Source organism: Candidatus Omnitrophota bacterium (assembly GCA_040755155.1).
In the GTDB taxonomy this organism is placed as follows: Bacteria; Hinthialibacterota; Hinthialibacteria; order Hinthialibacterales; family Hinthialibacteraceae; genus JBFMBP01.
The window spans coordinates 1-26,660 of the sequence record JBFMBP010000003.1 but is presented as its reverse complement, the minus strand read 5'-3'; the positions used below and the strand labels follow the sequence as shown (position 1 = coordinate 26,660).

The following is a 26,660-nucleotide window of genomic DNA, read 5'->3' as shown; positions in this document are numbered from 1 at the left end:
TATTAGGATGACGGAATAATGAAGCCTTCGACGCATTCGAGATTAACAGAGATGCCAATGCAAACGCAGAATCCGGAAGAATTGGAATTGACCGCGGAAGATTTGCAAGATATCGAAGATGCCCGCATCTCGGAGGCCGAAGCGAATAAAAGAGGATTTATCGAATGGAGCAAGATCAAAGACAGTTTGGGACTAAACGATTAATCCGAGACCTACCGCATTGTTTTTACTCCAGCCGCCGAAAAACAATTCAGGAAAATACCGTTCCATGAACAACTCCGCCTCAAACCGCATATCGACGCCCTTGCGGAAAATCCACGGCCATCCGGCGTTAAAAAACTGAAAGCCGAAGTAGACCGCTATCGCATTCACGTTGGCGATTGCCGCATCATTTATAGGATATTTGACGATATTCTTCTCATAACCGTGGTTAAAATCGCCCATCGGCGCGAGGCGTATTAATCGCTTATCCTAAAAATCCTTATAATCTTAACTATACTTATACTAACAAAAATCAGGCGGGAGATGCTATGAAACGCCGAGCGATTTGGGGATGCTTATGCGTATTCTGCGCTCTTTCAGCGGCGGCGGATTATTGGCGGCAGAATCCGCCGCATTGGCGTTTTTGGCAGGCTGTCGATGGCTTGGGGGAGTCCTGTTCCAACTCGGTTTTTATTGGTCCCAGCGGGCGGGTTTGGGTCAATCACGGTCATATCGACCGTATGAGCGTACTTGACGGCTATAGCGTAGAGAATATACCCAGCCCCGGCGTCGGCGCGCATGTTTACGTAAGCGCGTCCGGCGAGATTTGGTCGATCTATAAAAATGGATTCAAGAAATATATCTACCATAACCAACTTACGGACGGAAAATGGATTGAATATCCCGTCGAGGATATCCAAACGGAAACGACGCCGTTTTTTCCGATAGCGGATGGCGGCATAGCCTATCTGTTGCCGGATCGCTTAATGCGCTTCGATCCTAGTACTCATCAGTCGGAAGTCTTATTCGCCGTTTCCGATTCCCATCTGGATTCTTTCAACGATCTCTTGGCGGCGCGCAATGGCGATTTATGGCTGGCGGGTCGAAATGGAGCCGCTGTCTATCAAGGCAAGGAATATCTTTTCGATCCGGCGTTGAACTTGCAGGATTTGAATGATCTGCAAGAGGGCGGCGAAGGAATCATTTTTGGAACCGCTTATTCTCCCGCGATTCAAAAACGGGTATTGGTTCGCTGGCATCAAGGCGAATGGAAAATCGTTTATCAAAACCCCGAACAAGACGTACTGCGGGGATGGGGCGATGAAAGTCGATTCTGGGTATTCGAACCCTCCTTTCAATTATCCTTGATCGAAGGAAAACAGACTACTAAGGTCGACCGCAATAAGGTATTGTCGCGCATTCTGATCGATCTGGACGTGGAGCCGAACGGGACGTTTTGGCTGGCTACTAGCGAAGGTTTGGCGCGCTACGCTTCCGCCGCCTGGAGAACGCCGCCGGAAACGATGGGCATGGATAATGTAGTCCATGCCATCCAAGAAGACCGGCAAGGACATCTTTGGTTTTTATTCGCCCGCCAGTTGGCGGTTCTTCAAGAAAGCACGTGGGCTTTTTATGCGCTTCCTGACGCCATCGAATCCAACGAATTGATTACGGAAGCCCTTTGCTTCTTAGCCGATGGACGCCTGCTATTGAAAACCACAAGCGGTTTATTGCTTTTCGATCCCCAAACGAAATCTTTTCAACCTGCGCTCCATCCCAACGATTTTACCATCGTCCTGATCGCCTCGCGCGGAGGCGAGGGCGTATGGGTTGTCTCTTACGGAAGCGGAAAAGCGCGTTTGGAAACCTTCGACGGCCAAACCTTCCAAACCGTAATCGAACAAAACGATTATCGCTATCTCGATCCCGATTTGCGCCACGTCTATCAAGACCGGCAAGGCGCCATCTGGCTGGCGGGATTGAATGGATTGGTTCGTTATCGGAACGGCGAGTTTCACCGTTTTACCGCGCAAGAGGGATTTGCCGATACCGCCGCCTATTGCATCCATCCGGTTGGGGAAAATCGCCTTTGGGTCGGAGGACGCGATGCGCTGCTTGAATACGATGGCGCTCGCTGGACTTTATTGCGGTCGGGATTGGACAGCGTTCGTTCGATGATGACGGAAAGCGACGGGAGCCTTTGGGCGGCGTCGGGAACGGGATTGCATCGCTATAATGACGGTTCTTGGGTCGATATGACCTACGAAGAAGGTCTGCCCAACGCGGCGGCTTTCGAAATCTATCAAGACAGCCAAGATCGCATTTGGGCGGGAACCACTAGCGGCTTGAGCCTCTACCATCCCAACGCCGATCCCGACGCGCCGCGAACGATTATCCCATCGGATATCAACGCAGCTGAAATCGCTCCCAACGGCGCAATATTCGCTTTCCAGGGCGTGGACAAATGGAATTACACCCCGCCTGACCGGATGCTTTTCTCCTACCGCATCGACGATGGCGCCTGGTCGCCGTTCGCTTCCGAAACCGCCGCCCGCATTCCGCGCTTGCCGGCGGGAAAGCATCGCTTCGAAGTCCGGGCCATGGATCGCAATTGGAACATCGATCCCCATCCCGCCGTTCATCCATTTATCGTTTTATTGCCGTGGTATAAAGAGCCGCTGTTCCTGGGCATCATCATGGCGGGAACCATCGTTCTGACGATTTCTCTCTATTTTCATTTTTCCCATTATCGCAATCTGGGGCGGTTGGTGGCGCTGCGGACGACGGCTCTCACCCAAGCCAACGAGCAATTGAAAAAGGACGCTAGAGATTTAAGATCGGCTTACGACCGGGTGCTGCAATTTCAGAAGCAATTGCAGGCGCTGGCTTCAGAATTGTCGCTGGTGGAGGAACGCGAGCGGCGGCGCCTGGCGGCGGATTTGCACGACAGCATCGGGCAAACCTTGTCGCTTTCCATGATTAAACTGGAAGCGTTGCGGGAATCGCTCGCCGCGCTCGAACAATCCCAACAGGTTGACGCCATCAAGGAACTGATCGAGCAGACGCTGCAAAATTCCCGCGACTTGACGTTCGAGTTATGTCCGCCAATTTTATACGAAGTGGGTTTCGAGGCGGCGATCGAACAATTAGCCGACCAAATCCGCCGCCAGCATGGGATACGCATCGATTGCGCCATCGATTCCCAACTCAAATCCATGCCGGAGGATTTGCAATACGTCCTCTTCCGCGCCGCCCGCGAATTGCTGACCAACATCGTCAAACATGCGCGAGTGAACCAGGCCGATCTGATTATCCGCAACAGCGCCGAAAGCGTCCGCATCGAGGCGGCGGATCATGGCGCCGGATTCGATCCCGCTTCCCTCTCCCTGAAATCGGAAGGATTCGGCCTCTTCAGCATCCGCGAGCGCTTGCATCAAATTGGCGGCAAGCTCACAGTGGAAAGCCGCCCAGGCCAAGGAACGCGAATGATAATCGAAGCGCCGATAAGGCCGGAGTGAAGGAAAAATGACTTTACATATAACGATCCTATTAGCCGACGACCACGCTATTATCCGCGAAGGGCTGCGTCCCTTGCTGGAAAAGGAGCCGGGATTGAAAGTCGTCGGCGAAGCCGGCAATGGGCGCGAGGCTTTGCAATTGGTTCATAAACTGAAGCCGAACGTCGTGATTATGGATATCACTATGCCGGACATGAACGGCATCGAAGCCGCGCGCCGCATCGCCAAAGAAGCGCCGGACGCCAAAGTCATCGGCCTCTCGGTCCATTCCGACAGCCAATACGTCGCGCAAATGATTAAAGCGGGAGCGAAAGGGTATCTTCCTAAAAGTTGCGCCTTTCAGGAACTGGCCGCCGCCATCCGCGCCGTGATGGAGAATAAAACCTACCTCAGCCCTAAAGTTGTCGATTCCGTAGTGCAATACCTGCAACGCCCGGATACGGACGACGGCGGCGCCGAATCCGCGCTGACGCCGAGAGAGCGCGAAGTGCTGCAACTTCTAACCGAAGGCAAATCCACGAAAGAAATCTCCAGCGCCCTCAACGTCAGCGAACGAACCATCGACGCCCATCGCCAGAATATCATGGCGAAATTGAATATTCACACCATCGCCGAACTGACCAAATACGCCATCAACAAAGGTTTGACATCGCTGGAATACTAGAGCAAATCGGGAAGGAGTAAGGAATTATTATGGTGGGCTACGCTTCGCTTTGAGCCCACCCTACTCTTTTTTTCCCGCCCTCTCTGCGTAGTTTTCCCAATGTCGAATTCGGTAATTTTCACAATAGTTAAACGCTGTCATCCTGCCTATCCTTCTCAATAGACATTTTCCAACGCGATGTTACCTCGGAAGGGAGGCCATATCATGAAAACGCTGATGCTCCATGAAAAGTGGATATCGGGTCAGCCGATTATACTCACCCTGCTGCGCATCGCCATCGGCTGGCATTTCCTATGGGAAGGCTGCATCAAGCTGGTTAATCCCACCTGGACGGCGGCGGGATATCTCAAAGGATCGGAAGGACCCTTCGCCGCATTGTTTCAATTCATGGCGAACTTGACGATCGAAGATACGCCGCTGCTGAATCGATGGTTCAGCCAAGCGGCGGAAACGAATTGGCTCATGATTCCCATCGATTTTCTGATGCCTTGGCTTTTATTTCTGTCGGGTTTGGGATTACTGCTGGGATTGTTTACGCGCACGTCCATCCTAACGGCGATAACGCTGCTGCTGATGTTCGTCGCCGCCAATCCGGCGTTCGACTTCAATCCATCAACGAAAAATCTCGAATGGAAATCCTATTTTTCCGATCTCTCCCATGCGCAATGGGCGGGCAATTCCGCTTTCGGCAGCGAGGGAAATTACTACCTGATTAGCAAAAATATGGTGGAGATGTTCGCTCTGGCCGCCATGCTGACATTCGATCCCCGGCAATGGTACGGCTTGGATATGTTGTTCTCCGCTCGCCCGCCGCGCCATGAGGAAGCGGAAAAGCGAGAGAAAGAAAAAACGGTCATGCAGCCCGCGTGACGCGAAATTCAAAGGGAATCTTCATCATCAAAATTCGAATAGGAGGATGCGATCATGTTGCTTAATCCAGAAAACAAATTATTGGGAAGGCGGAATTTCATTAAGGCGGCGATGGCGCTGCCGCCTTTAGGAGCGGTGGCCCTGAAAGCCAGCGGCATCGGTCCGGTGAAGACGGGAATCGTAGGGACGGGCATGGAAGGACGCATTCTCATCACCCTGGCCGATCCCAAGTATTTGAACATTGCCGCTTCATGCGACATCCGCCCCGACAACCGCGCTTTGGGTCATGAACTGATTAAAAAACCCGAACTCAAGCAATGCCCCAATCCCGCCCTTTACGAAAATTACGAAGACATGCTGAACGATTCGGGATTGGAAGCCGTCATCATCGCCTCGCCTTTGCATCTGCACGGGCCGATGGCTATTCAGGCATTGAAGGCGGGCAAGCACGTCTTCGTGGAGAAGACGATGGCCTATTCCGAAGAAGAATGCGCCGAGATGATCCGCCTGGCGGAGAATAACAATCTCGTTCTCCAGGCCGGACACCAGCGCTTCTACAATCCGCTCTATTGGGACGCCTATCGCATGTTGAACGAGGGCCTTTTGGGCAGCGTCTATCACATTCGCGCCATGTGGCACCGCAATACGGACTGGAACTACTGGACGCACGCCTGGAAGGAAGATTCGCCGGAACAGATCGAACAATTGAAAAGAATGCAGCCGCAAAAATACGGCTATCCCGACTTGCAGCATCTCGTCAATTGGCGCTGGTATGGCGAAACCTCTCATGGATTGTGGACGGAACTGTGCAGCCACCAGATCGCCATAGCCAACTGGTTCTTCGATTCCATGCCCACGGCGGTCTATGCGGCGGGCGGCGCATATAAAACACAGCAAGATCAGGAAGGCTTGTATAAAGAACTGAACAACGAATACGAGATCAAGAAAAAATACAACGACACTCCCGCCAAGACGTTTGCTGAATACCGCTCCTCGCTTATGGCCTATGGACAAGACGACCGCAGCATCGCCGATCACATTTACGCGATCTTCGAATATCCCAACAATCGGACGGTAACCTACTCCTCCATCCAAAGCAGCAGCGTCGATCAGTATTACGAGCAAATCATGGGAACGCGGGGAACCATCGTTCTCAGCAACGAAAACGAGACCTATCTCTTTTGGGAATCGGGCTGGGACGAACAGAAAGCCGAAAAAGCCGCCAAGGAAGAGAAATCGACCCAAATCGAAGTGGTCAAGGAAGACGCCAGCGCCTCCGCTTTCGCCGCCCATACGGCGTCGCAGCAGGCGACGGGCGGCGGGGGCGCATCCGAGATGACGCCCTACGAACCGTACCGCTACGAATTGCAAGGCTTCTCCCATTCCATCCGCTCGGGATCGCCGAACCTCTGCGACGGAAGACGGGGAGCGATGGCGGCAAAGGCCTGCTTCTACGGAGAAAAAGCCATGCGGGAAAGAAAACGGATCGAGATTCCATCAATACTGGCTTGATCGAACAAGAAAAGCAAAAGCCCGTCCCAATAAGGGGACGGGCTTTTGGCAATTTAAAAAGTAATAAAAAAAGAGGGGATAATTTCACCTCTTCTGTATTGATTATAAAAATCATCACATCCATTTTTAGGTTGTAATGTTAAAAATATCTTAATTAATCACTGATTCAGATAAAACGATATAGTTGCAATTATATGTGATTTTGTTTTATCACCGCATATAAATGCTCTTGCTTGTAAAAAGTCTATAATTCCTTTTCGATGATAGGGACCAATTCCAGTGGTAGTACTTCTTTTAATAGAATTACAACAAATTCCTTCTTCTTGATTAATTTGACCTGAAGTCCATCCTGTGTCTCTTGGTAAATATGTGTCATAGTATCTGATTTGCCCATCCTTCGATTGCACCCAGATTTCTCCATCACAATCTGTTATAGCATATACATTTCCAGGTACTTCAACATTACATTGAGCTACGCAAATACCATATGCTTCATCGTCCTGGCCTGGAGTGTCAACCGCATAGCCGTAACCAGTAAAATCTCCCGTACCTTCCCAACTCCAATCATAAGTTGGCGGTGGACTTCCTTGCCATTCATATACTTCATCAAATGTTCCTGAAATTGATGCTGGTATTTCTAATGGGCCGTGAAAATTTTGTTCTTCATTATATTGCATATTATCTAATTCAGCGTAAACAGAAGCTCTCCAAGCACCTGGATATGTTGATCTATAACAACGAAAATAAACATCATTATCACACCAAAAACCACTACTATCTTCATATATGGAAGGATAGTTATATGAAACAGGCACCCAATCTGCATTGCAATTTATAACAAAAACAATTGACAAAATAGTAACTATTACTGTCCAAGGATTTTTCTTTCGAAATATCATGTTTTATGCTCCTTTTATATAAGATATATAGAATATTCTATTCATTTTTTTTATTAATACGTATACTTGCTTCCTTATCGAAGGCTTTCAAACGCTCAGATCTTTCAGGAAGAACGAAACCAGCGGGAAGATTGGCATAGAATTCTTCACGTATCATTCGGACAAAAGGTAACGTATAATCATCCAATAATCTTTCTATAAAAATTGAATAGATTTTCCCATTATCGCCGAAGTTTTTATATTTTTCTAATTTATCCTTATGAAGAGAAATACTATCATTTTTCTCAAGGGAAAAATTTTCCCATTGACTTTTGATTTTCTCCATCTGTTCTTCCGTTAAACACCGTTTCGCCGCAGATGTGATAACGCCGGTTGGACCTTTCTCGAAGGATGAAAAATATTTGTAAAGGCTTTTATCGATACATTCTTCCGAAATATCTGGAAATCGATTCTTGAGAATTTCTTTCATAGCAGCTTTGAGTTCTTTAACTTGCTTAAGGATGGTCTCGGTTTCTTTCGAACTGGGCAGTATGGTTTCCAGCGATTTGGCGCGTTCTAAAAATCCAACTAGCTTTAACATCAAATATTCTGCGAGTTTTGGCGCATCGGCGGACAATTCGGGATTGAAACCGCAAGATATCGGGATTTTGGGATTAAAACCAGACATGCTAAAAACATCTTTGCATATTTCAGGTATATATTCAGATGTTCGACTCTTAGAAGCGACGAGGGGAAATTGTCCCTTTTGCATCTCTTGAGAGATAAGCGATTTCATTTGCCGAAAACATTCCACGCCGCGGGGAACGGGAGTTTGGCCGCCAATTTTTTTCATTATTGCGTCATCAATAATCCCTTCGGTCACTCCCGCGATGGCGGCGGCGTATCCCGCATCGATTTTGGCGAAAATCTCCGCTTCCGACAAATAATCGCCTTGTCCGCGCGCTTCAGTAATCGGCATTGTGATTACAGTTAAAATAATCATCCCTAGTATAACCCTAACTCGATTCATCAATTCTTCTCCTCCTTTTTAAAGTATTTTAAAATTTATCTTTTCGAGATAACATATTAATGTGTGTGTGTGTGTGTCAAGAGAATTATTCTTGTTTTTTAAAAAAATTTCTTTTTTTACATAAAGTACTGATAAGGAGAATAGTATCTTAATGAATTAGAAATAGTAAAATTCATTAGAGAGGATTTCTCTTCGATCTTTTGCAAAGTCCCCAAATACCGCCTCGCGCTATCGCGTAGACGAATGAATGCAAAGAATCCGGTATTGGCTTGATTGAACAAGAAACGCAATAGTCCGTTCTGGCAAGGACGGGCTATTGTGGGGCGCCTAAGGCAAGGTTGTTTTTGCCCTTGAGATATCCAAAATAGGAATATGGCGGGCTGCGCTTCGCTTTGAGCCAATCCTACGGTTTTTAATTTAATTCTAGATCACAAGATCGAACGCAGGCTTCGCCATGCCTTTGCCACCCGAAGCGTTCAGTCATTCATCATTTCCCCGCGTTATCTTTTTCCCATTTCGCATCCAGCACGGAATAGCCCGTGGGACGGAAAATTTTCACTTCAACGCGGGCGAGGTTTTCGAATGCGGGCCATTCGATAGTTTCGATGCGCTGCGTACCCGGCGGCAGCTCGGTCATAACTCTTTTTCCCGTTCCTATCGGCTGTCCCAAATCGTTATACGCGATCCACGTCAACAGATAATCGCGCAGCGTATAGGCGGGTAAATCGTTTTCGAGCGAGCGCGTGACGATCTCCACATCAGTGTAGGTTTTTTCTCCCAACGTATCCGGCTTCTCCACGCGAAGCGAACGAATAGGCGAGGCTTCTCGGCGCAGCGCTTCCCACGACGGCTTGCGTTGGCCAAACAGATCGACGACGCCATGCACTCGCTGTTGGAACGAGCCTTGCCCCTTATCGCCCATATGCGTGCGATAATCGTTATAGTCGAAGAAAATCGCTCCCGCCACGGCGCCGGAACGGCGGTAGGCGTCCGTATGCGTTTTTAAAATTTCGATGCGGCGTTCGTCCCCCGAGGGATTGCCGGGATTGCATTCGCAAAGGCCGTATTCGGAGATAACCAGCGATTTTTGCGGGAAGACGTTGCGAATACTTTGGAGATTGGCTTCCACGTCCGCCAGCGTACCTTTATACCAGCTTTCCCAGTAATCGTTCCATTCCACAAAATCCACCAACGAGCTGGCGTCTTTTTCCGGCGTCGTTTGCAGGGAGTTAGACGCCCACGTGAGCAAACGCGAAGGGTCCAACGCGCGGGCGATCGCTGCGCCCTTGCGCACGAAATCGTGAGCCTTGGGATTCTGGCCGCCGATCTCGTTGCACAAGCCCCAAGCGTAAATGGAGGGGGAATTGAAATGATCTTGGATCATTTCCCACGTCTGGCTGCGTTGAAGATCGTCTAATTGCCCTTCCATCGTTTTTCCGCCCCAAGCGGGAATTTCTTCCTGGACGAGTATTCCTTCGCGGTCGCAAAATTCGAAGACGGCGTCGTCCTGCTGCCAATGGAAGCGAGTCAGCAGACAGTTGAGATTTTTCATATCCGTGAGAATTTCCCGCATGATGCGCGGGTCTTCCGCCATGCCGTATCGCGGATCGCTGCCCGGCATCCACTCCACGCCCATAAGGCGCATTGGCTCGCCGTTCAACCAATAAAAACCGTCTTTCATCTCAACTTTACGCACGCCGAAAACGGCTTCTTTAGAATGAACTGCTTTGCCGTCCTGCAACAATTCGGCTTGAAAGCGGTAGAGATTGGGATCATCGAAATGCCATAATTGGGGGCGAGCCAACACGGCGACGATGCGGGCTTCGCGCGCGCCGTCCCGCTGCGTTACCGGGAATAGTCCCGCGTATACTTGCCTGCCGCCAGGATTGTAGACCGAAGCCCTCACCTGGACATCGGAAAAACCGTTCACCTTCACCCGCGCTTCCAACAGAGCGGCGTCCAAATTGTCATCGGGGGATGCATCGGCGTAAATCGATTCGATGGAGTCGAGCGGAGAGAGGCGCAGTCTGACATTGCGGATAATGCCGCCATCGGCGGGCCAATCGAAGGAACGTTCGTATGGGATGGCGTTCTTGGAAAAACGGTTATCGACGCGCACGGCAATCAGATTGTCGCGGTTCAGGTTCCAGACATTCTCCAGCGGGAAAGAAAACGGCGTCCAGCCGCTGCCCTTATGTTCTCCAACGAGAATGCCATTAATCCAAACCTGGACGTCGCGGTAGACGGCGTCGAACTCGATCTGCATTCGCTTTCCTTCCCAAGCGGGATGAGGCTCAACTCGTTTTTGATACCAGGCGATTCCGAAATAATTCTCCAATCCCGGTTCCACCTGCCAGGTATGCGGGACTGCCACGGCGCGCCAGATCCGGCGGCGGAAATTGGGCGTGAACCATTGCTCGCTCATGCCTCGGTCGTCTGGATCGAGAGCGAAACGCCATTCCCCCGAAAGCGAAAAAATCTCATCCTGCGATCCCGCCGAAGGGTATATGAACAAGGAAGCGGCGGTTACTACGAATAATAAAAAAGAACGAAGAGGCATGATCGATTCCTTTCCGAATTGTAGACATAATAATCTTCTGCATTTTCTCTTATTCGTTCGACGATTTCTACCGGCGGCGCCGCTTCGCATTGACAGATAGCGTTACGCTGGTTAACCTTCTTCTTCACGCAATCGAAACTCTTCCCATTATTCATCAAAAATTCGGAGATTGGAGCCATGAGCGCCGAGAAAATTTTCGCCCCGCGCATCAGCGTCGAACAAGTCGAGGAAGGATGCGAGCTTGCGCCCAAATTCGACAAGGACGGATTGATTCCCGTCGTAACCACGGATGCGGAAAGCGGCGAAGTGCTGATGCACGCCTATATGAACGCTGAAGCACTGGCCAAGACCATCGAACTTGGCGAAGCGGTCTATTGGAGCCGCAGCCGCAAGACGCTATGGCATAAAGGGGCGACCAGCGGGCTGACGCAAAAAGTGCGAGAATTGCGCATCGACGACGATCAAGACGTGGTTTGGATGCGGGTGGACGTCGTGGGTGGGGCCAGCTGCCACGTGGGATACCGTTCCTGTTTCTACCGCCGCGTTCCCGTAGGGGAAGAAGCGAGAAAGATTGGGCTGAACGCGCCGATTCCATTGACCTTCATGGAAACGGAAAAAGTTTTCGATCCAAAAAAAGTCTACGGCGACGCGCCTAATCCCACAAAACTCTAAAATCAAACGCTGGAATCATGCGAAGGGCGCGTTTCGCCGCGTCCTTCGTAGGAATCCCCTCTCGCTTCCCTGCTTATTCCCTTTATAATTTTTCCTATTGAAACGATAAATGGACATTTTTAGCGATGGCGCTCATCATCTCTCTACCCGACGTAGATATCGACCATGCGGCGCAAGCGCTGCGGGAAGGGAAAATCCTCTGCATCCCCACCGATACCGTCTATGGCTTGATCTGTTCGCCTTTTATAGAGAGCGCTCTTCATCGTTTGGCCGACTTGAAAAACCGTCCTCGTTTTAAGCCTTTCGCTCTCTTCGTCTCCGATATGCCGCGCCTGCTGCGGGAAAATGTCACTCCATCGGAAAGGGCGGAGCGTTTGACGCAACGCTTCTGGCCCGGCGCGCTAACGATTGTCATGGCGGCGGAGGATGACTGCCCCTGCGCTTATGGCGGAACTGTCGGGGCGCGGTCACCCAATCATCCATTAGCGCAGGCGCTGCTGACAAAATGCGGCGGATTGCTGGCCAATACCAGCCTAAATCGCAGCGGAGAGCCGCCAGCGCGATCTCTTCACGATGTTGGGGCGTTTTTGGAAAACATCGATATCGCCATCGATGCCGGCGTACTGCCGCCGCGCCCCGCATCGACGGTTGTCGATTGTTCGCAATCCCCCATAAAAATCTTGCGCGAGGGCGGCATCTCCGCGCAAGCCGTTTGGGATTGCGTAAATTTATGAGCACAGGCTGGATTTTTAGATCATTTCGTGGTCAGATGTTAGATTGCGAAGGGTGAGATCAAAACGAAGCGCAATACGCCAATCTCCCTATAAATCCTATCCATCTTATAAAAATCATGGAGGTCGAATCGCTAATGAATCCAATCAATCGCAGAAATTTCATCCAAAGCGCATCGGCGGCCTTGGCGGCTGCTGGTACTATTATAGAAACGAACAGAACCTTTTCCGCTGAAGAAGCAGGTTTTAAGACGAAATTGAAAAAAGCTGTCGGATTAGGCATGTTGCCAGGTAAGATGCCTTTGCTTGACCGGCTCAAAATGGCGGTGGACGTAGGCTTTCAGGGGATCGAAGCCGGAACGATAAACGATCCCAAGCAAGTGGAAGCGCTGAAAGAAGCGGCGAATAGCGCTGGAATCGAAATTCATTCGATAATGAATGCGATCCATTGGGATTTTCCCTTCTCCAGCCCCAATCCCGACGACATCGATAAAGGCATGAAAGGCATGGAAACGTCGCTGCGAAACGCCAAAGCCTTGGGCGCAACTACGGTTCTGCTCGTTCCCGGCGTCGTTACCCCCAAAGTGCGTTACGCCGACGCCTATACCCGCTCTCAAACCCATATACGAAAACTCCTGCCCTTGGCGCAGGAACTGGGGATCATCATCGGCATCGAAAACGTATGGAACAATTTCCTGCTAAGTCCTCTGGAATTCGCCCGTTACGTCGACGAATTCAATTCGCCCTTCTTGAAAGCCTATTTCGACGCCGGCAATATTGTTAAATATGGATTTCCCCAAGATTGGATTCGAACCTTGGGTCCGCGCATCGTCAAAGTCCATATCAAAGGCTATAAGAAACTCGACAGCGGCTGGCAATGGACCAATGTCCGCGACGGCAGCATCGATTGGCCGGAAGTGCGAAGCGCCTTCGAAGAAATTGGCTATAACGGCTACATGACGGCGGAGCTCGGAGGCGGAGACCGCGATTATTTAGCGGACCTGAGCCAGCGCATGGATTTGATTATCGCGGGGAAGTAAACAGGAAATCGTAGAGTAGCAATATTAAGAACAGACAAATCAAAAGCATCTTCATCCAGAATAAATTGCTTATTATCCGCCATTGACGTATAATTATAATGGTCATTATTGAGACCCCTATATTCACTCGGCGCATACAAGCCATGTTATCAGAAGAAGAGTATCGGTTGTTGCAGATCCAATTGGTTAACAAACCGGATATCGGCAAGATTATTTCTGGAAGCGGCAGTCTTAGAAAATTCCGATGGCATATAGGAAAACGTGGAAAGAGAAGCGGGATTAGGATAATCTATTGTTGGTTTACTTTGCAAGACGTACTTCTTCTTCTTTTTGCTTATCCTAAAAACGAGCAGGATGAATTGTCTCCAGAACAAATCAAACAACTTAAAAAAGTTATAAATAACGAATATTTATGAAAAAGGAACTGTTTGACGAATTGCTTGAAAGCGTAAAACAAGGTGGGGCCATAATGAATAACGCCATGAAGCCTTCACGCGCTTTTGAATTTCCAAAATCGGAGGTGAAAAAGATACGTGAATATTATGGCCTCTCCCAAGATAAATTCGCTTCTCTTATAGGAATAAGCGTCGCAACGCTGCGAAACTGGGAACAAGGACGGCGAAAGCCGGAAGGGCCAGCTAGAGTTTTATTAATGGTTGCCGCGAAACATCCTGAAGTTTTGCTCGATCTTTCCGGCATTCGAGAGAATAGATGATGAATCAAATCGATCAAATCCAACGGATGGCAAGGAAAAGTACTATGGAATCAACCTCAAAATCCCTTGAATCGCTTGAGAATTTATCCGATTTTCTATAAATTCAGTTCATAGGAAAAGAGGAATAAATAATAAGGATAAGCGCCCCCAAAAAAAACCTAAAATTCCCCTTCTTTTTTTCTCTTTTTCCCATTGACCTGCAAAAAAGGAGGAATATACTTTAGAAAAGTAAGCGAAGAAAAAAAAATTAATTCTTTTTTTTGCATTTCGGAAAAGCGGGAATATAATAAAGTCGAGAGTCAAATCTTAAAGAGCGAACAAATAAAAAAACTCTCTTTTAACACGCACCCCCGAGGAGGAGTCGCTTCCCCCCAACGCCGAACCGGCGGCTCCTCCTCTCCCCCTAAATCCTCATAAATCAAGAATTTAGAAACATAATTTTCCTGGAAGATCCGATGCGGTTCAAATTATGCCGGGCAAGGCTTGCGTCAATCGGATGCGGTTTCTATGACTCCGCTTGAAAAAAACAAAAAAACGCTTTCTTTCTATAACGAAGGCCAAGCATATTTGTTTCAGTTTTATGAGTTTTTTTTCGAAAAAATTATTGTTCCTTGTAGGCAACAATTTCCAGTTTCAAATTTCCAATCAATTTTATCAAATTCGCTTGCGAATCGAGCGAACCTTCGGCGAATTTGATATGAGCGGCGTCCATTTCGATGCGGTTGAGGGTGGAATCGATGGGCAGCCACGCACCTCCCGCATAGATTTCGTTCCAGGCGTGGTAGTAGAAGCCGTCGTTTTGGTAGACGATTCCGGCGCAGATTTTGGCGGGTATGCCGATGGATCGAGCCAAAGCGGCTAAGAGGGTGGAATGCTCGTTGCAGTCCCCCTTCATGGCATTGAGGACTTCGGCGGCGGAGGGAATGGTTGGTCGCATCTCTTTTTTGACGTTGCGGTAAAGCCATTCGGCGATAGTTATGCTTGCTTCCAAGGCGTTTTTCGCTTTTCCCGCTATTTCCAAAGCCTTTTGACGAATAGCCGGATCGTTGGATTGAATTAAGGGCTGCTCGTCTAAAAACGGCTTCAAATCCGGATGGTCCAAGGCATAAGGGGGATTTTGTTCCGGCAAGGAAGCGGCGGCTTTTCGATAATCCTGCTTTGTTGTGCGGATCAGCAAAGCGTCATCCGGCGAGTCGGCCAAGGTTTGAAACGTTCCATCGAAGATCAGATCGCCGCTTTCGGCGCCGGTTAATTTCACCAGCATTTCCGTTACTTTATCGGGATGTTCGATGCGAGTCGCCGTCAATATCCGCGAGGCGGAGATCAGGTCCGGGATTTCCTGTGAACCTTGCGGAAGATCGACGCTTTCATGCTGGTAATCCATATTGAGCGCCTGCTCCTTCGTTTCGCGCACGGCGATGAATTCGATGCCGGAAATCTGGCTTTGATCCTTCACCAATTCGCCTTCATCGCCGATCCATGACGTGGAGCGCAGGCCTTTGAAATTCACTTCGACCTTATAGGCTTCCACGGTTTTGCCGTCTTCCAATTCCACGTTTTCCTTATCCATGATTTTCGCCGTTACGCTGCCAAAAGCCATCGTCATGGGGTCGTACACGGCATACGCCTTCGATTCGCCGATTTTCATGCCGTCGCGGGCGACGAGCAAATGAACCATTTCCGTATGATAGAGAGTCGTTTGCAGGGGGAACGTCTGTTCGGAGGACGTTCCGTCGGATTTGGTTATCAAATGCAATCCATCCGATTCGATGTTTCCCATCGCGTAAATTTTTTGGCCGCCGGCGTCGAAGTCGAAGCGGAAGGAGCGCAACGACAAATCCTCATTCACTTCGCCGATATGCCGGATTTTGATATCGAAGGAAATTCCCAAGGCGCGCACGCGCAATTCCGTTTCGGATTTGAAGACGTAATATTTGCCGGGAAGTTTGGTTTGAATTTCGTCGCTGTCTTCTTTCAGGACGAAATGGGAATAGCCGATTTTCTTGCCGCCCAGGTAATACCCCAGATAGTCCTGCCGCATAATCAACGCTCCATCATTGATATCCACCGTCGCGTCTTTGGAGAGGAAGGAACGGCTGACGACGTCGTGGCGCAACAGCCCTATCGACAAGATCCATAATGCGGCGAAGTAGACAGTCGATCGTTTTCGAAATATCTTCATATCCTAGGCGCCTTTTTTTCCGGAAAAAGCCGGTTATTCTCCATTCAAGAAGCAGGAACGGCGAATTCGTGCGCCGCCTGCCGTTCGAAAAGTTTTCTCGTATTCCATTATACTAACCGCCCCTTTGCGATAAAGACAGCCAGGAAACAGGACAATGACAAACGTAAATTCGCATAAAAAACATAGCGCCCGTTTCTTTTTTTTGGCGCTCGGCGCTCTCGCCGCTTGCTTCTTATCCTGTTCCTGCGAAGGGAAGAAAGCCTCTTTTTCCCAGCGCAACGTATTGCTCATCAGCATCGATACCTGCCGCATCGACCGGCTGGAGCCATATGGCGGCCGGCAAGCGAGAACTCCGGCCATCTCCATGCTGGCTCAAGACGGCGTCCTCTTCGAAGACGCCGTTACGCCGGTTCCCCTGACGCTGCCCGCTCATACGTCGCTATTCACCGGCCTGCATCCAATCCAACACGGAGTACGCGACAATTACAATAACGTTCTAAGCGAGGCGGCGGAAACGCTGCCGGAATTATTTCAGGAATCGGGCTACACCACCGCCGGAGCCATCGGCAGCATTCTGTTGTCGCGCCGATCCGGCCTCAGCCAGGGATTCGGCTATTACGACGACGTATTCGAATCGGACGCCCATTCCAATCGCCTGGCCGCCTTGGAAAAAAGAGGAAGCAGCATTGTCGCCTCCGCCGAGAAATGGCTGCTCGATTATCTGGAACAACGAACGCAAAAGCCGTTCTTTCTCTTCCTGCATTTTTACGACGCCCATGCGCCCTACAATCCGCCGGAACCGTTCAACGAACTCTACAAAAACGACCGGTACGGCGGAGAGATCGCCTACATCGACGATTGCCTGGGAAAATTGTTCGATTTCATAAAACAAGCCCGGCTCTATGACGATATGCTGATCGTACTCATCGGCGATCACGGCGAGGGACTAGGCGATCATAAGGAACTTATGCACGGATTGTTTCTCTATGAAGAATGCGTCCGGATTCCTTTCATCGTCAAACCGCCCAAATCCTTCCGGCAAAGGCTCAACGTCCGTTCGCCGCAAAGCGCCGACCTGCAAGACGTACTCCCCACGCTAATCGAACTCTGCGGACTGGGGCCGACGCCCACAAGCGGCATCAGCCTTGCTCCTTGGATTCTCGGCAACGCCAAACCCGAAGAAAGATGGACGGCGCTGGAGACGCAATATCCACTGACCTACAACTGGAGTCCGCTCTTCGCATTAAGAAATCCACAATGGAAATTCGTCCATGCGCCGGATTCGGAACTTTATAATCTCATCGCCGATCCTAAAGAAAAAAAGAGCGTCATTCACGACTCGCCGGAACAAACGCAGACTATGCAGAAAATTTTGGAAGAACGGTTGATTAGCCTTGCAAAGTCCTCTCCCATCGAACCGGATCGGCGTCCTGCCGTAGCTAGCACGGAAATTCTCTCTTCTCTAGGCTATGTGGCGGGGGGAACAAGCGACGATTCGGAGGAAAAGAAAATTCTTCCCGATCCCAAGTATAAAGTCGAAATCCATACGCTTATCGATCGGGGACTAACGGAGATGACCCGCAACAACTCCGCCGAAGCTATCGAATGCTTCTTGAAAGCCGTTCGCCAAGATCCTCGCAATCCTTCGCCTTATTACAATCTGGGGCTGGTTTATCTATCTATGAACGAGTTGAATTTCGCAGCGCAATACACGGAGCAAGCGCTGCTGTTGGCGCCGAAAAGTATTCTGATCCATTTGCAAATGGCGAGAATTTTCATCAATCAAGGATATTACGAGAAAGGCCGAAACGAGCTTCATGCTCTACTCGAAAACGACTCCAAACTGGCGGACGCCTATTATCAATTGGGTTGGGCGGATTTCATGGAAAAAAAATTCGATTCGGCGTTGAAGCAATTCCAAGAAGCGAAAAAATGGATGCCGGAAATGCAAGGTCTCGACGACGCCATCGCCAAGGCGGAAAAGCAGGAAAGCTAGACTTGGGGACTTGGGGACTTGGGGACTTGGGGGCTGGGGGACTGGCTGGCAAGACTAATACTACTCTGCGTTAGGATTGTTACTTATAAATCCCCTCGCCCTCTGGGAGAGGGTTAGGGTGTGGGAATGATAAATCTAATAATATCAACCCTCACCTAACCTCTCCCAATCTTGGGAGAGGAATTAAAAAAAGCAACAATCTCTCTGCAGGTTGGTATAAGATCGTTTCCAACCATGAATAATCTTTTCTCATCATTCATCATTCAAGAGGGTGGCAAGGGCAAGATTTTTTTTCTGCCCTTGAAATAATCCCTTCAAATTTGAAACGTTCTAAAGCAAGCGATTTCGTTCGATATCCATCGCGGCGAAATCGAGCGTCGCCAATTGAACGTTGGAGGGAACGCCGCCGAAAAAACAGAGCGCCGATATTTCCGTCTCATTGACGATGGCGACCAGTTTCTTTTTACTGTTGCGGGAAAAGGCGTCGAGGAGTTGTAGCTGCATGGCGTCGTCGATGGGATTATCCCCGCGATAGGCCAAAACGCTGAAGGCGGGCGCTTGAATCCAGTATAGCGCGGCGTTCCACGAAGAAATCCAGGCATAATTGACCGTTCCCGGATTCCGCGCTCCCCCTTGAACCAAGTTGCGGGCGATTTCCATCAACCAGGAAGACGCGCAGCGCGGAATTCTCATCGTCTACTCTTTCTCGACTAGATCAATTCGGATTGGAATAAATGCCCAAGCGTTGAGGATTCGCCCCCTCACCCTAACCCTCTCCCAGAGGGCGAGGGAATTGTTCTACAAAGACGATTCTCAATGAAGTTGAGTTATGTAGGGTAGGCTCAAAGCGAAGCGTAGCCCAACATTTTCAACTACGCCGTTAAAAAAGCGCCCGCCGATATAGTATCCCCTAATCCAACGGTAAACAAAGGATTTTTTACCACCTTCGCAGGAATAGCGCTTAAAACGAATCCTTCGCATGTTCCCAAACCTTCTTCCCGAATAGACGGCTGCTCCCATCTTTCCGCCAATAATTGCAATTGTTCCAATCCGGCCTTGCCGATGGATTCCGACAATCCCGCTTCGATATCGCCAAGACGCGAGAACAAACCGTTCTTCGCCCGCGCCGCCGCCATGATTGCCGATAGGAGCAAAGCGTCGCGGGAAGAGGAGGCCGATGTCCACGGCGATTTTTCCATACAAAGATAGTAGCCAAGGTTGTGAAAATGAATGCGCTCCAATCCCGTTTCTCGCAAGACAAGCGCCAACGCCCAGCAGAAATCCATCGCTGAAGGCTGGACGCGCAGTTTCTCCGCCAGCGGGGCGCCGCCCAGGCTGTCGATGAGCAGCGGCAGTTCCGTCTCGTTGCAGCCCAGACTATGAACGTTGGGAACGATATGCTCCAACACGGCGCCCCGCACTTTGGGTGAAGCGATGGAAGCGAATTCCAAATGAATCCTCAACCTCGACGCTTTCTTTCGCACTTGGAGCAGATAATCGCCTAATGGGCGAACTACGTCCGCGCACGTCGAACCATCGGGATACTGTTCGGAAAGGATATGAAATCCCGAAAAAAGCAAATGGCTGTAGGAATCGATCAACGATAAAAAGCCTTCGGCGAATTCCTCGCTCATGCGAAATTGATTGTTGCGCGGATTCCAGGAGGGGATATAGCGATTCGCCCGGCCTGGACGAATTATGACGCCGTCCAGTTCCATCGAGAAATCGGCGCTGTATTCCATTATCCAATGAATGGCGAAGACGCCGCTTTCCCGCGCCGCCTGTTTCGGCCTGCGCAAGACGAATTCTTCATTCTCCTTCACGATGACGCTGAGAGATTCGTCGTCGCCAAAAAGTTCCGCCAGTTCGCGAGTCAACGGATTGGCATAGACGGTAACGGGAATGCCCAACGGAGAGAGCGAACGCGCCATGTTTCCCGAAGTGCCGCCCAGCCGCAATTGCCCTGGCCCAAATGTTTCCAATGCCCAGCGGTACGTCGCTTCGGAACGGATCATGCGCTGCAAGGCCGCGCCTTTCGCCAGCGAACTGAATAGGCCTTGGATAAAATCTTTCGGACTCATGATCTCAAGAGGAATATCGCCTCCGCATCCTTTGAGCGCCGCTTGTTTAAGAGAGGGATTTGCGTTTAAAAGCGAATGCAGCCAATCCGGAGTAAGACGAATCAAGCCGTCCAATACGGAATGAAAAGCGCAGGCGACGCCTTTCAGCGACTGGATGCGCACGACGCCTCGCTCATAGGCGTTTCGGTATAATGTTTCCCACGATGGCATGGCATAAAACTCCTTGATGGGGCGAATTTATTCAATGAGGGATAGGCCGTAGGATGGGTCGCGTTTTTTGACCCATCCTTATTATATTTTTCAAAAATTGACGGCTCGAAAAACGCTCGCCAACCAGTCTTTTCAATATTTATAAATATTATTCTTGCTGCGAAGATACAGAAGAAGGCGGACGATAATCGAAGCCAATCTTAAGCATCAGCCATTGCCAAAAGCAATCCTCATCTTTCATCCTCCAACGCGCCCTAACAACAAAAGTGTTCTTCATTGGAGGAACATCCAGCGCCAATAGGCGGATGGCGTCCTTTTCCGTCATGAGAACTGGTCCGCGCCGTGAGATCGATGCGGCTTCTTCTGGCGTATACCAATGATGATCGGGAAAGACAATATGAACTACAATTTTCAAGCCGTAAGCTAGCGCTTGTTTATGAAAACGATCCGGCGAACCGATGCCGGATAGCAGAACAACCTCGCTTCCGCTCCACTCCGCCAGAGGAACGCCCTTTGAATATTTTTTATCAAACCAATGCTCTAAAGAAAGGATATCCACCCAATTCAGATTTCCCATGAAATGAGGTTGATGCAAACGTAGCCGATCCATCCAAGCCTCGTCGAATTGATCGCCATGAAAGACTAACGCATCGGCAGCGGAGAGAACGGACGGCGGCTCGCGCAAGGGACCGTAAGGCAGGCAATAGCCGTTGCCCAGCGGCGCGGCGGCGTCCAGCATGACGATATCGCAGACCCGCTGCAATTGGTTGTGCTGGAAGCCATCGTCAAGAATAATAACATCGCATGGCCATCGCTCCAACAAGCGCTTGCCTACGGCATAGCGGTCGCGTCCTATGCCGATCGGCGTATTGGATATCCATGACAATAAGGCCGATTCATCGCCATATTCTTGAATTTTGTTCTTATCGAAATCGTTCGAACCAAGAATGATTGACTCCGTAGATCGGCGTCGGTATCCGCGAAAGAGAATCGCGGGGCGCAGTCCACGGCGAATGAATCCTTCCGCGAGAAACAAGCTGAAAGGCGTTTTACCCACGCCGCCCACGGTCAGATTGCCGACAGAAACGACAGGAAGCGGCAAGGCGCGGGATGGTAAAATCCCCCATCGCCGCAGCCGTCTTTTGTTTGACGCCGCCAGCGCGTAAATCCAAGAACATGGCGCCAGAATGGGAGCAGCCCAACGCAAAGGGCCGCAATTCTCGTAAGCCAGCCGCCGCCAGGCGCGATAAAGAGAATGGCCGCCGATCATCGCGACCGTCCCGCCGCCCGATCCAACGCTGGGGCTAGCGTTTCCATGATCCGCTGCAAGGCGCCCCGGTTGGAGCGGACGATCTCTTGGGCGCGCCGCCCCATCTCTTCGCGCTGTTGCGGCGATTCGCATAGCGCCCGGCCTGCTTCGATCAATTCCCCTTCGTTCTTGACGCAGCGGGCGGCCCCGGCGCGCAGCAGCAGGGCGGAAACGTCGCGGAAATTTTGCATGTTCTCGCCATAAAAAATCGGACGCCCCCATGCCGCCGGTTCGAGAGGATTCTGTCCGCCTTTGCCGCAGAGCGACTTGCCCATAAAGACGATATCGGCGGCGGAATAGACGCGGCGCAGTTCGCCGATCGTATCTAAAAGAATGATGGGCGCGGGATCGCTGGGAGAATAACTATCGCCGATTTGGGAACGGCGAATAAGAGAAAACCCCATCTCTTTCAGTTCCCGTTCGATCTCCGCCGCGCGCTCTACGTGGCGCGGAGCGATGAGAAGCCGCAAGGGAAATCCTTCCTTGCATAGCGCCGAGAAAACGCAAGCCAGCGCCGCTTCCTCGCCGGGAAAGGTGGAGCCGCCAAGCCAGACGATTTCGTCGTCGCGAATGCCGAATCGCTGGCGCCACTGCGCCCGCTCCGCAGGGTCCATTTCGGCGGCCGCCTCGAATTTGAGATTGCCCGCCGCCGAGACAACGCCGGGCGGCGCATGCAGCGAACGAAAGCGCTCCGCATCCACATCGCTCTGGGCGAGTATGGCGGAAAAGAGCGACAACACCGGCTCGAAAAGCCAACGCGCGCGCAGATAATTTTTATAGGAGCGGTCGGAGAGGCGGGCGTTGACCATAAAAAGCGGAATCCCATCTTCCGCCGCCGCGCGGATGGCGTTGGGCCAAATCTCCGTTTCCAAAATAATCAGGCATTGCGGGCGCACCAGCGAAAGCAAGCGGCGGCTTAATGGATAAAGATCGAGGGGAAAATAGAGCGACTCGTCCACTTCCGGCGTTTTCTGCGCCAATTCCTGCCCCGTTGGGGTGACGGTGGTTACGAAAATCTTGCGATCGGGATAATCGCGTTTCAGCCGTTGCAGCAAGGGGCGCGCGGCCATCAATTCGCCCACCGAAACCGCATGAATCCATAAATACGGCCCTTGCGAAAACCGGCGTCGTTCCTCGGCGGAATACAACGTCAGGCGTTGGCGCAAACCCGCGCGGTTCTTGCCGCTCGTCAACATACGCCCTCCATAAAAAGGCGCCGCCAGCAGCAGTCCCGCGTAGCCGATTGCGCTCCACAGCCGCAAACGTTGTGATGAAATTTGACGATTCTCGCCGCGATTCATAATCCCGGATTCCCCGCCAACGCTTTTTCGACTAAACCTATATAACATTCGTCGAGGATGACGTCCCAATCGTAATGCTGCAAGACGCGCTCGCGTCCGGCGCAGCCTAGGCGTCGGCGCAAGCCTTCATCTAGAATCAATTTGCGCAGCGCATTAGCCAAATCCCCCGCATCGCCCGGCTCGACATGATAACCTGTAACATCATGCGCGATGGAATGAGCGAGACCGCCGATGCGGCTGGCGACGACGGGCAACGCGCAAGACATGCCTTCCAGCGCTGTAATGCCAAACGGTTCGATCCAAGTGGACGGAACGATGACGATGTCCATCTGCCGGTACAAATCCGGCAGCGCTTCTTGATCCACCCATCCCCGATTCACTAGCCAGGGCGCAGACGTTGGACAATCCATCGCGGCGGTGTAATGCAACTCGAACCGCAAACCCTCCACCGCCAATTTTTCCAGCGCTTGGATCGCGATTGGCAATCCCTTCTGCGGATCGTTGGCGCGTCCGGGTAGGAAGATTTTCACAACCTCCGAACCGGCGCGAGACGGCGCAGGAACGAAACGCTTGGCGTCGACGCCGGACGGTATGATATGGATATTATCCACTAAAAGCGATATTTTCGATCGCATGAAATCGTTGTAGACGATCGCGCCCCGCAAGCGGCGCAAATTCTCACGCAACTGCCGGCGATACAAATCCGTAAACGCCAGACTCGCTAAATATTCCTGGGAAAAATGCAGTTTGGGATGCGTTTCCGGCCAGTCCATGGCGATTTGAATCGCCCGTCCCAGCGCGGGCATGCGCTGAAACCAACAATGATGGCACTCCCTTGGTTTATCGAAAAAGCCCATATCGCAGATGCGGTTTTCATGATAGCGGTAATAGTGAAGATTGATGCAGAGCAATTCGTAAGAGTAGAAGCGCAAGAAGCAGCGTTCGGGACCGAAGGCCGTCAGCAGGTGATTCTTCATGTGATAGCCGTCGGTAATAAAAATCAGATCGGGTTGAAAAGCCTCAACGCAGCGTCGGAACCGGTTCATCACGAAATAAAAATTATACGTAAACCGGTTGAAAGGAATCGAAACCACGGGATAGGGCGGACTCGTGCGGATATCGCCGCGCAGGTAATACGTTTGAAAATCCGGCGTGAATAGACAAACCTCGGCGCCCCGCTCCTGCAATCCCTTCATGACGTGATGGGCGTCGATCCAGCAACCGCCGACAGGCGGCCAGTTGAAGGTCAAATCCACAAACGCGATGCGCGGCTTGGACAAAAATCGTCTCACGAAATACGCTCCCAGAAAATATTGAATCAATAGTAGGCAGAGACGGCGAGATACTCCAGTGGAACAAAGAACGATATTGAATCCAACCTTCCTCAATCTTCCCGTTCATTTACAATCGTAAAAAAGAATAGAATATTGCTGCGCGAAAGGCGGCTGGAACGGCATGGATAATGCGGAGATCGCCAGGCTATTAGCGGAAATCACCGACCTGTTAGAAATTCGAGGGGAAAACGTCTTCAAGGTGCGCGCCTATCAGAAAGCGGCGCGGGCGGTAGAAAATCTCGCCGAATCGTTGGCCGAATTACACAAGCGAGGCGAATTGAAAAGCATCGACGGCATCGGTAAAGGCATGGCGGAAAAAATCCAGGAAGCCTTGGATACGGGAAAAATCGCCTACCATGAAGAATTGCTCGCCAGCCTTCCCGCTGGTCTGCTTGAACTGCTAAACGTGTCCGGTATGGGACCGAAAAAAACGAAATTGGTTTACGAAACCTTGGGCATTGCTTCCATCGATCAACTGCAAAAAGCGGCGGAAGCGGGACAGCTGCAATCCCTACCTGGCATGGGCAAAAAAACGGAAGAGAAAATTCTTAAAGGCATCGCCAATCTGCGGCAATCCGCCGGGCGCTTCCACCTCGGCGCCGCTTACGCCGTTGCCGAAGATATCGTAAACCGCCTACGCCAGATCGATGGCGTTCAGCGGGTGGAATTCGCAGGCAGCCTGCGCCGGGGCAAGGAGACCGTCGGCGACGTGGATATCCTCGCCGCCGCCGAAAACAGCGAAGCGGCGATGCAAGAATTTCTTGCGACGAAAAACCGCCGCGACATCCTCGCTCAAGGAGAAACGAAATTGAGCATCGTTTTGCATAGCGGCCTGCAGGTCGATTTGCGCTCCGTCCCGCTGCTAAGTTTCGGCGCGGCGCTGCAATACTTCACCGGTTCCAAAGAGCATAACGTCAAACTGCGGGAACTGGCCGTGCGGCAAGGGATAAAAATCAACGAATACGGCGTATTCGACGCCAAAACCGAGGAGCGGCTGGGCGGAGAGAACGAAGAGGATATTTACCAGGCGCTGGGGCTGCCCATCATCGTCCCCGAACTGCGGGAGGGATTCGACGAAATCGAACTGGCGCGGGAAGGAAAACTGCCGCCGCTCATCGAAGCGCAAGACATTCAATCCGCCATCCATAACCATACGGTTTGGAGCGATGGGCGCATGACGCTGGACGAACTGGTTGAGGAAGCGAAGCGCCGGGGCTATCGCTTCATCGCCGTTACCGATCATTCCGGTTCGCTCGGCGTAGCCAATGGACTCAATCCCGACCGGCTCCAGCGGCAGATCGAGGAAATCCATCGCTGGAACGAAACGCATAAGGGTTTCCGCATCCTGACTGGTTCGGAAGTCGATATCCGCGCCGACGGATCGCTCGATTTTCCCGATGATCTATTAGAGCAATTGGATGTCGTCATCGCGGCGATCCATTCATCCTTCGAACAGCCACGCGACAAAATGACTCAACGCATCTGCAGCGCGATAGAGAATCCCAATATAGACATCCTCGCCCATCCGACTGGACGCATGATCGGCCAACGGCCGCCGTTGGATATCGATCTGGAACGGCTTTTTTCCACCGCCGCCGCATCGAGAACGGCGCTGGAAATCAACGCCCATTACTACCGTCTCGACCTCAACGATAAGCATATCCGCGAAGCCAAAACTCATGGCGTAAAATTTACGCTGGATACCGATACGCATTCCAAAGCGGATTTCGACAATTTGAAATTCGGCCTGCAAACGGCGCGACGTGGACGGCTGGAAGCGGGAGACGTGTTGAATACGCTGCCGCTGAAAGCGTTTCTTAAAGCCATTGCAAAATAATCGCAATCACTATTAAGATCATTGCTTTTAATTCCCCTCTCCCGCTGGGATAGGGCTAGGGTGAGGAGATGATTAGGCTAGTTTTATCAACCCTCACCTAACCTCTCCCAATCTTCAAGGATTTATAAGGGGGAGAAAATTTGACTCTACGGTTAGCGAAAGCGAAAGTCAAGTTTGAAGTTGTAAAGCCATGGGATGCGGGGATCGACGTTTTCTTGGGCGAGGCGGGAGGGGAGAT

Annotated in this window: 22 protein-coding genes; 13 read left to right on the top strand and 9 right to left on the bottom strand. The window is 51.0% G+C overall.

Translation table 11 applies throughout. The features are described 5' to 3' along the window. The first annotated feature begins 18 nt into the window (after positions 1–18). From AB1656_00635 to AB1656_00610, 6 genes are all read left to right on the top strand, one after another. Positions 19–204, top strand: coding sequence for a hypothetical protein (locus AB1656_00635; GenBank protein MEW6233866.1), 186 nt, complete (start codon positions 19–21; stop codon positions 202–204). A gap of 15 nt (positions 205–219) precedes the next feature. Beyond that, a complete protein-coding gene (locus AB1656_00630; protein MEW6233865.1) occupies positions 220–462 on the top strand; it encodes a type II toxin-antitoxin system RelE/ParE family toxin in 243 nt (80 codons plus the stop codon). 68 nt (positions 463–530) lie between these two features. After that, positions 531–3,500 carry a histidine kinase gene (locus AB1656_00625; GenBank protein ID MEW6233864.1) on the top strand — a complete coding sequence of 990 codons (2,970 nt, stop codon included), beginning with the start codon at positions 531–533 and terminating at the stop codon, positions 3,498–3,500. Between the two features lie 7 nt (positions 3,501–3,507). Beyond that, positions 3,508–4,164: a response regulator transcription factor gene (locus AB1656_00620; protein MEW6233863.1), complete on the top strand. Its 657-nt coding sequence runs from the start codon at positions 3,508–3,510 to the stop codon at positions 4,162–4,164. 204 nt (positions 4,165–4,368) lie between these two features. Beyond that, positions 4,369–5,034, top strand: coding sequence for a hypothetical protein (locus AB1656_00615; protein ID MEW6233862.1), 666 nt, complete (start codon positions 4,369–4,371; stop codon positions 5,032–5,034). A 54-nt stretch (positions 5,035–5,088) separates the two neighbouring features. After that, on the top strand, positions 5,089–6,546 hold the full coding sequence (locus tag AB1656_00610; protein MEW6233861.1) for a Gfo/Idh/MocA family oxidoreductase: 1,458 nt from the start codon (positions 5,089–5,091) through the stop codon (positions 6,544–6,546). A gap of 158 nt (positions 6,547–6,704) precedes the next feature. On the opposite strand, the gene AB1656_00605 is transcribed toward AB1656_00610, so the two are convergent. The 3 genes from AB1656_00605 to AB1656_00595 all read right to left on the bottom strand — a co-directional run bounded on the left by AB1656_00605 (position 6,705) and on the right by AB1656_00595 (position 11,014). Then, entirely contained in the window at positions 6,705–7,445 is a 741-nt protein-coding gene (locus tag AB1656_00605; protein ID MEW6233860.1) for a hypothetical protein, read from the bottom strand. Between the two features lie 37 nt (positions 7,446–7,482). Next, entirely contained in the window at positions 7,483–8,454 is a 972-nt protein-coding gene (locus AB1656_00600) for a hypothetical protein (GenBank protein ID MEW6233859.1), read from the bottom strand. A 487-nt stretch (positions 8,455–8,941) separates the two neighbouring features. Further along, complete coding sequence (locus tag AB1656_00595; protein ID MEW6233858.1) at positions 8,942–11,014, bottom strand: sugar-binding domain-containing protein; 2,073 nt, start codon at positions 11,012–11,014, stop codon at positions 8,942–8,944. Between the two features lie 177 nt (positions 11,015–11,191). Here AB1656_00595 and hisI point away from each other — a divergent pair, with 177 nt between their 5' ends. The 5 genes from hisI to AB1656_00570 all read left to right on the top strand — a co-directional run bounded on the left by hisI (position 11,192) and on the right by AB1656_00570 (position 14,172). Further along, positions 11,192–11,686 carry a phosphoribosyl-AMP cyclohydrolase gene (gene hisI, locus AB1656_00590; protein ID MEW6233857.1) on the top strand — a complete coding sequence of 165 codons (495 nt, stop codon included), beginning with the start codon at positions 11,192–11,194 and terminating at the stop codon, positions 11,684–11,686. A 125-nt stretch (positions 11,687–11,811) separates the two neighbouring features. Beyond that, on the top strand, positions 11,812–12,420 hold the full coding sequence (locus tag AB1656_00585) for an L-threonylcarbamoyladenylate synthase (GenBank protein ID MEW6233856.1): 609 nt from the start codon (positions 11,812–11,814) through the stop codon (positions 12,418–12,420). Positions 12,421–12,554: 134 nt separating this feature from the next. Continuing rightward, a complete protein-coding gene (locus AB1656_00580; GenBank protein MEW6233855.1) occupies positions 12,555–13,457 on the top strand; it encodes a sugar phosphate isomerase/epimerase family protein in 903 nt (300 codons plus the stop codon). 143 nt (positions 13,458–13,600) lie between these two features. Next, complete coding sequence (locus AB1656_00575) at positions 13,601–13,873, top strand: hypothetical protein (GenBank protein MEW6233854.1); 273 nt, start codon at positions 13,601–13,603, stop codon at positions 13,871–13,873. After that, the gene (locus tag AB1656_00570) at positions 13,870–14,172 is read left to right on the top strand and encodes a helix-turn-helix domain-containing protein (GenBank protein MEW6233853.1); all 303 of its coding nucleotides are present in this window, start codon (positions 13,870–13,872) and stop codon (positions 14,170–14,172) included. The genes AB1656_00575 and AB1656_00570 overlap by 4 nt, the downstream gene beginning before the upstream one ends. Positions 14,173–14,773: 601 nt before the next feature. Here AB1656_00570 and AB1656_00565 read toward each other — a convergent pair. After that, a complete protein-coding gene (locus AB1656_00565; GenBank protein MEW6233852.1) occupies positions 14,774–16,354 on the bottom strand; it encodes a transglutaminase-like domain-containing protein in 1,581 nt (526 codons plus the stop codon). 154 nt (positions 16,355–16,508) lie between these two features. Here AB1656_00565 and AB1656_00560 point away from each other — a divergent pair, with 154 nt between their 5' ends. Further along, a complete protein-coding gene (locus tag AB1656_00560) occupies positions 16,509–18,350 on the top strand; it encodes a sulfatase-like hydrolase/transferase (protein ID MEW6233851.1) in 1,842 nt (613 codons plus the stop codon). Between the two features lie 330 nt (positions 18,351–18,680). Here the strand turns inward: AB1656_00560 and AB1656_00555 are convergent, their stop codons facing one another. The 5 genes from AB1656_00555 to AB1656_00535 form a co-directional block, all read right to left on the bottom strand. Continuing rightward, a complete protein-coding gene (locus AB1656_00555) occupies positions 18,681–19,043 on the bottom strand; it encodes a hypothetical protein (GenBank protein ID MEW6233850.1) in 363 nt (120 codons plus the stop codon). Positions 19,044–19,222: 179 nt separating this feature from the next. Beyond that, entirely contained in the window at positions 19,223–20,641 is a 1,419-nt protein-coding gene (locus AB1656_00550) for an ADP-dependent glucokinase/phosphofructokinase (protein ID MEW6233849.1), read from the bottom strand. A gap of 148 nt (positions 20,642–20,789) precedes the next feature. Next, positions 20,790–21,911, bottom strand: a complete 1,122-nt coding sequence (lpxK, locus tag AB1656_00545) for a tetraacyldisaccharide 4'-kinase (protein ID MEW6233848.1) — start codon at positions 21,909–21,911, stop codon at positions 20,790–20,792. Then, positions 21,908–23,251: a 3-deoxy-D-manno-octulosonic acid transferase gene (locus tag AB1656_00540; protein ID MEW6233847.1), complete on the bottom strand. Its 1,344-nt coding sequence runs from the start codon at positions 23,249–23,251 to the stop codon at positions 21,908–21,910. The genes lpxK and AB1656_00540 overlap by 4 nt, the downstream gene beginning before the upstream one ends. After that, positions 23,248–24,543, bottom strand: a complete 1,296-nt coding sequence (locus AB1656_00535; GenBank protein MEW6233846.1) for a glycosyltransferase family 4 protein — start codon at positions 24,541–24,543, stop codon at positions 23,248–23,250. The genes AB1656_00540 and AB1656_00535 overlap by 4 nt, the downstream gene beginning before the upstream one ends. Positions 24,544–24,706: 163 nt before the next feature. Here AB1656_00535 and polX point away from each other — a divergent pair, with 163 nt between their 5' ends. Continuing rightward, complete coding sequence (polX, locus tag AB1656_00530) at positions 24,707–26,422, top strand: DNA polymerase/3'-5' exonuclease PolX (protein MEW6233845.1); 1,716 nt, start codon at positions 24,707–24,709, stop codon at positions 26,420–26,422. The last annotated feature ends 238 nt before the right edge of the window (positions 26,423–26,660 follow it).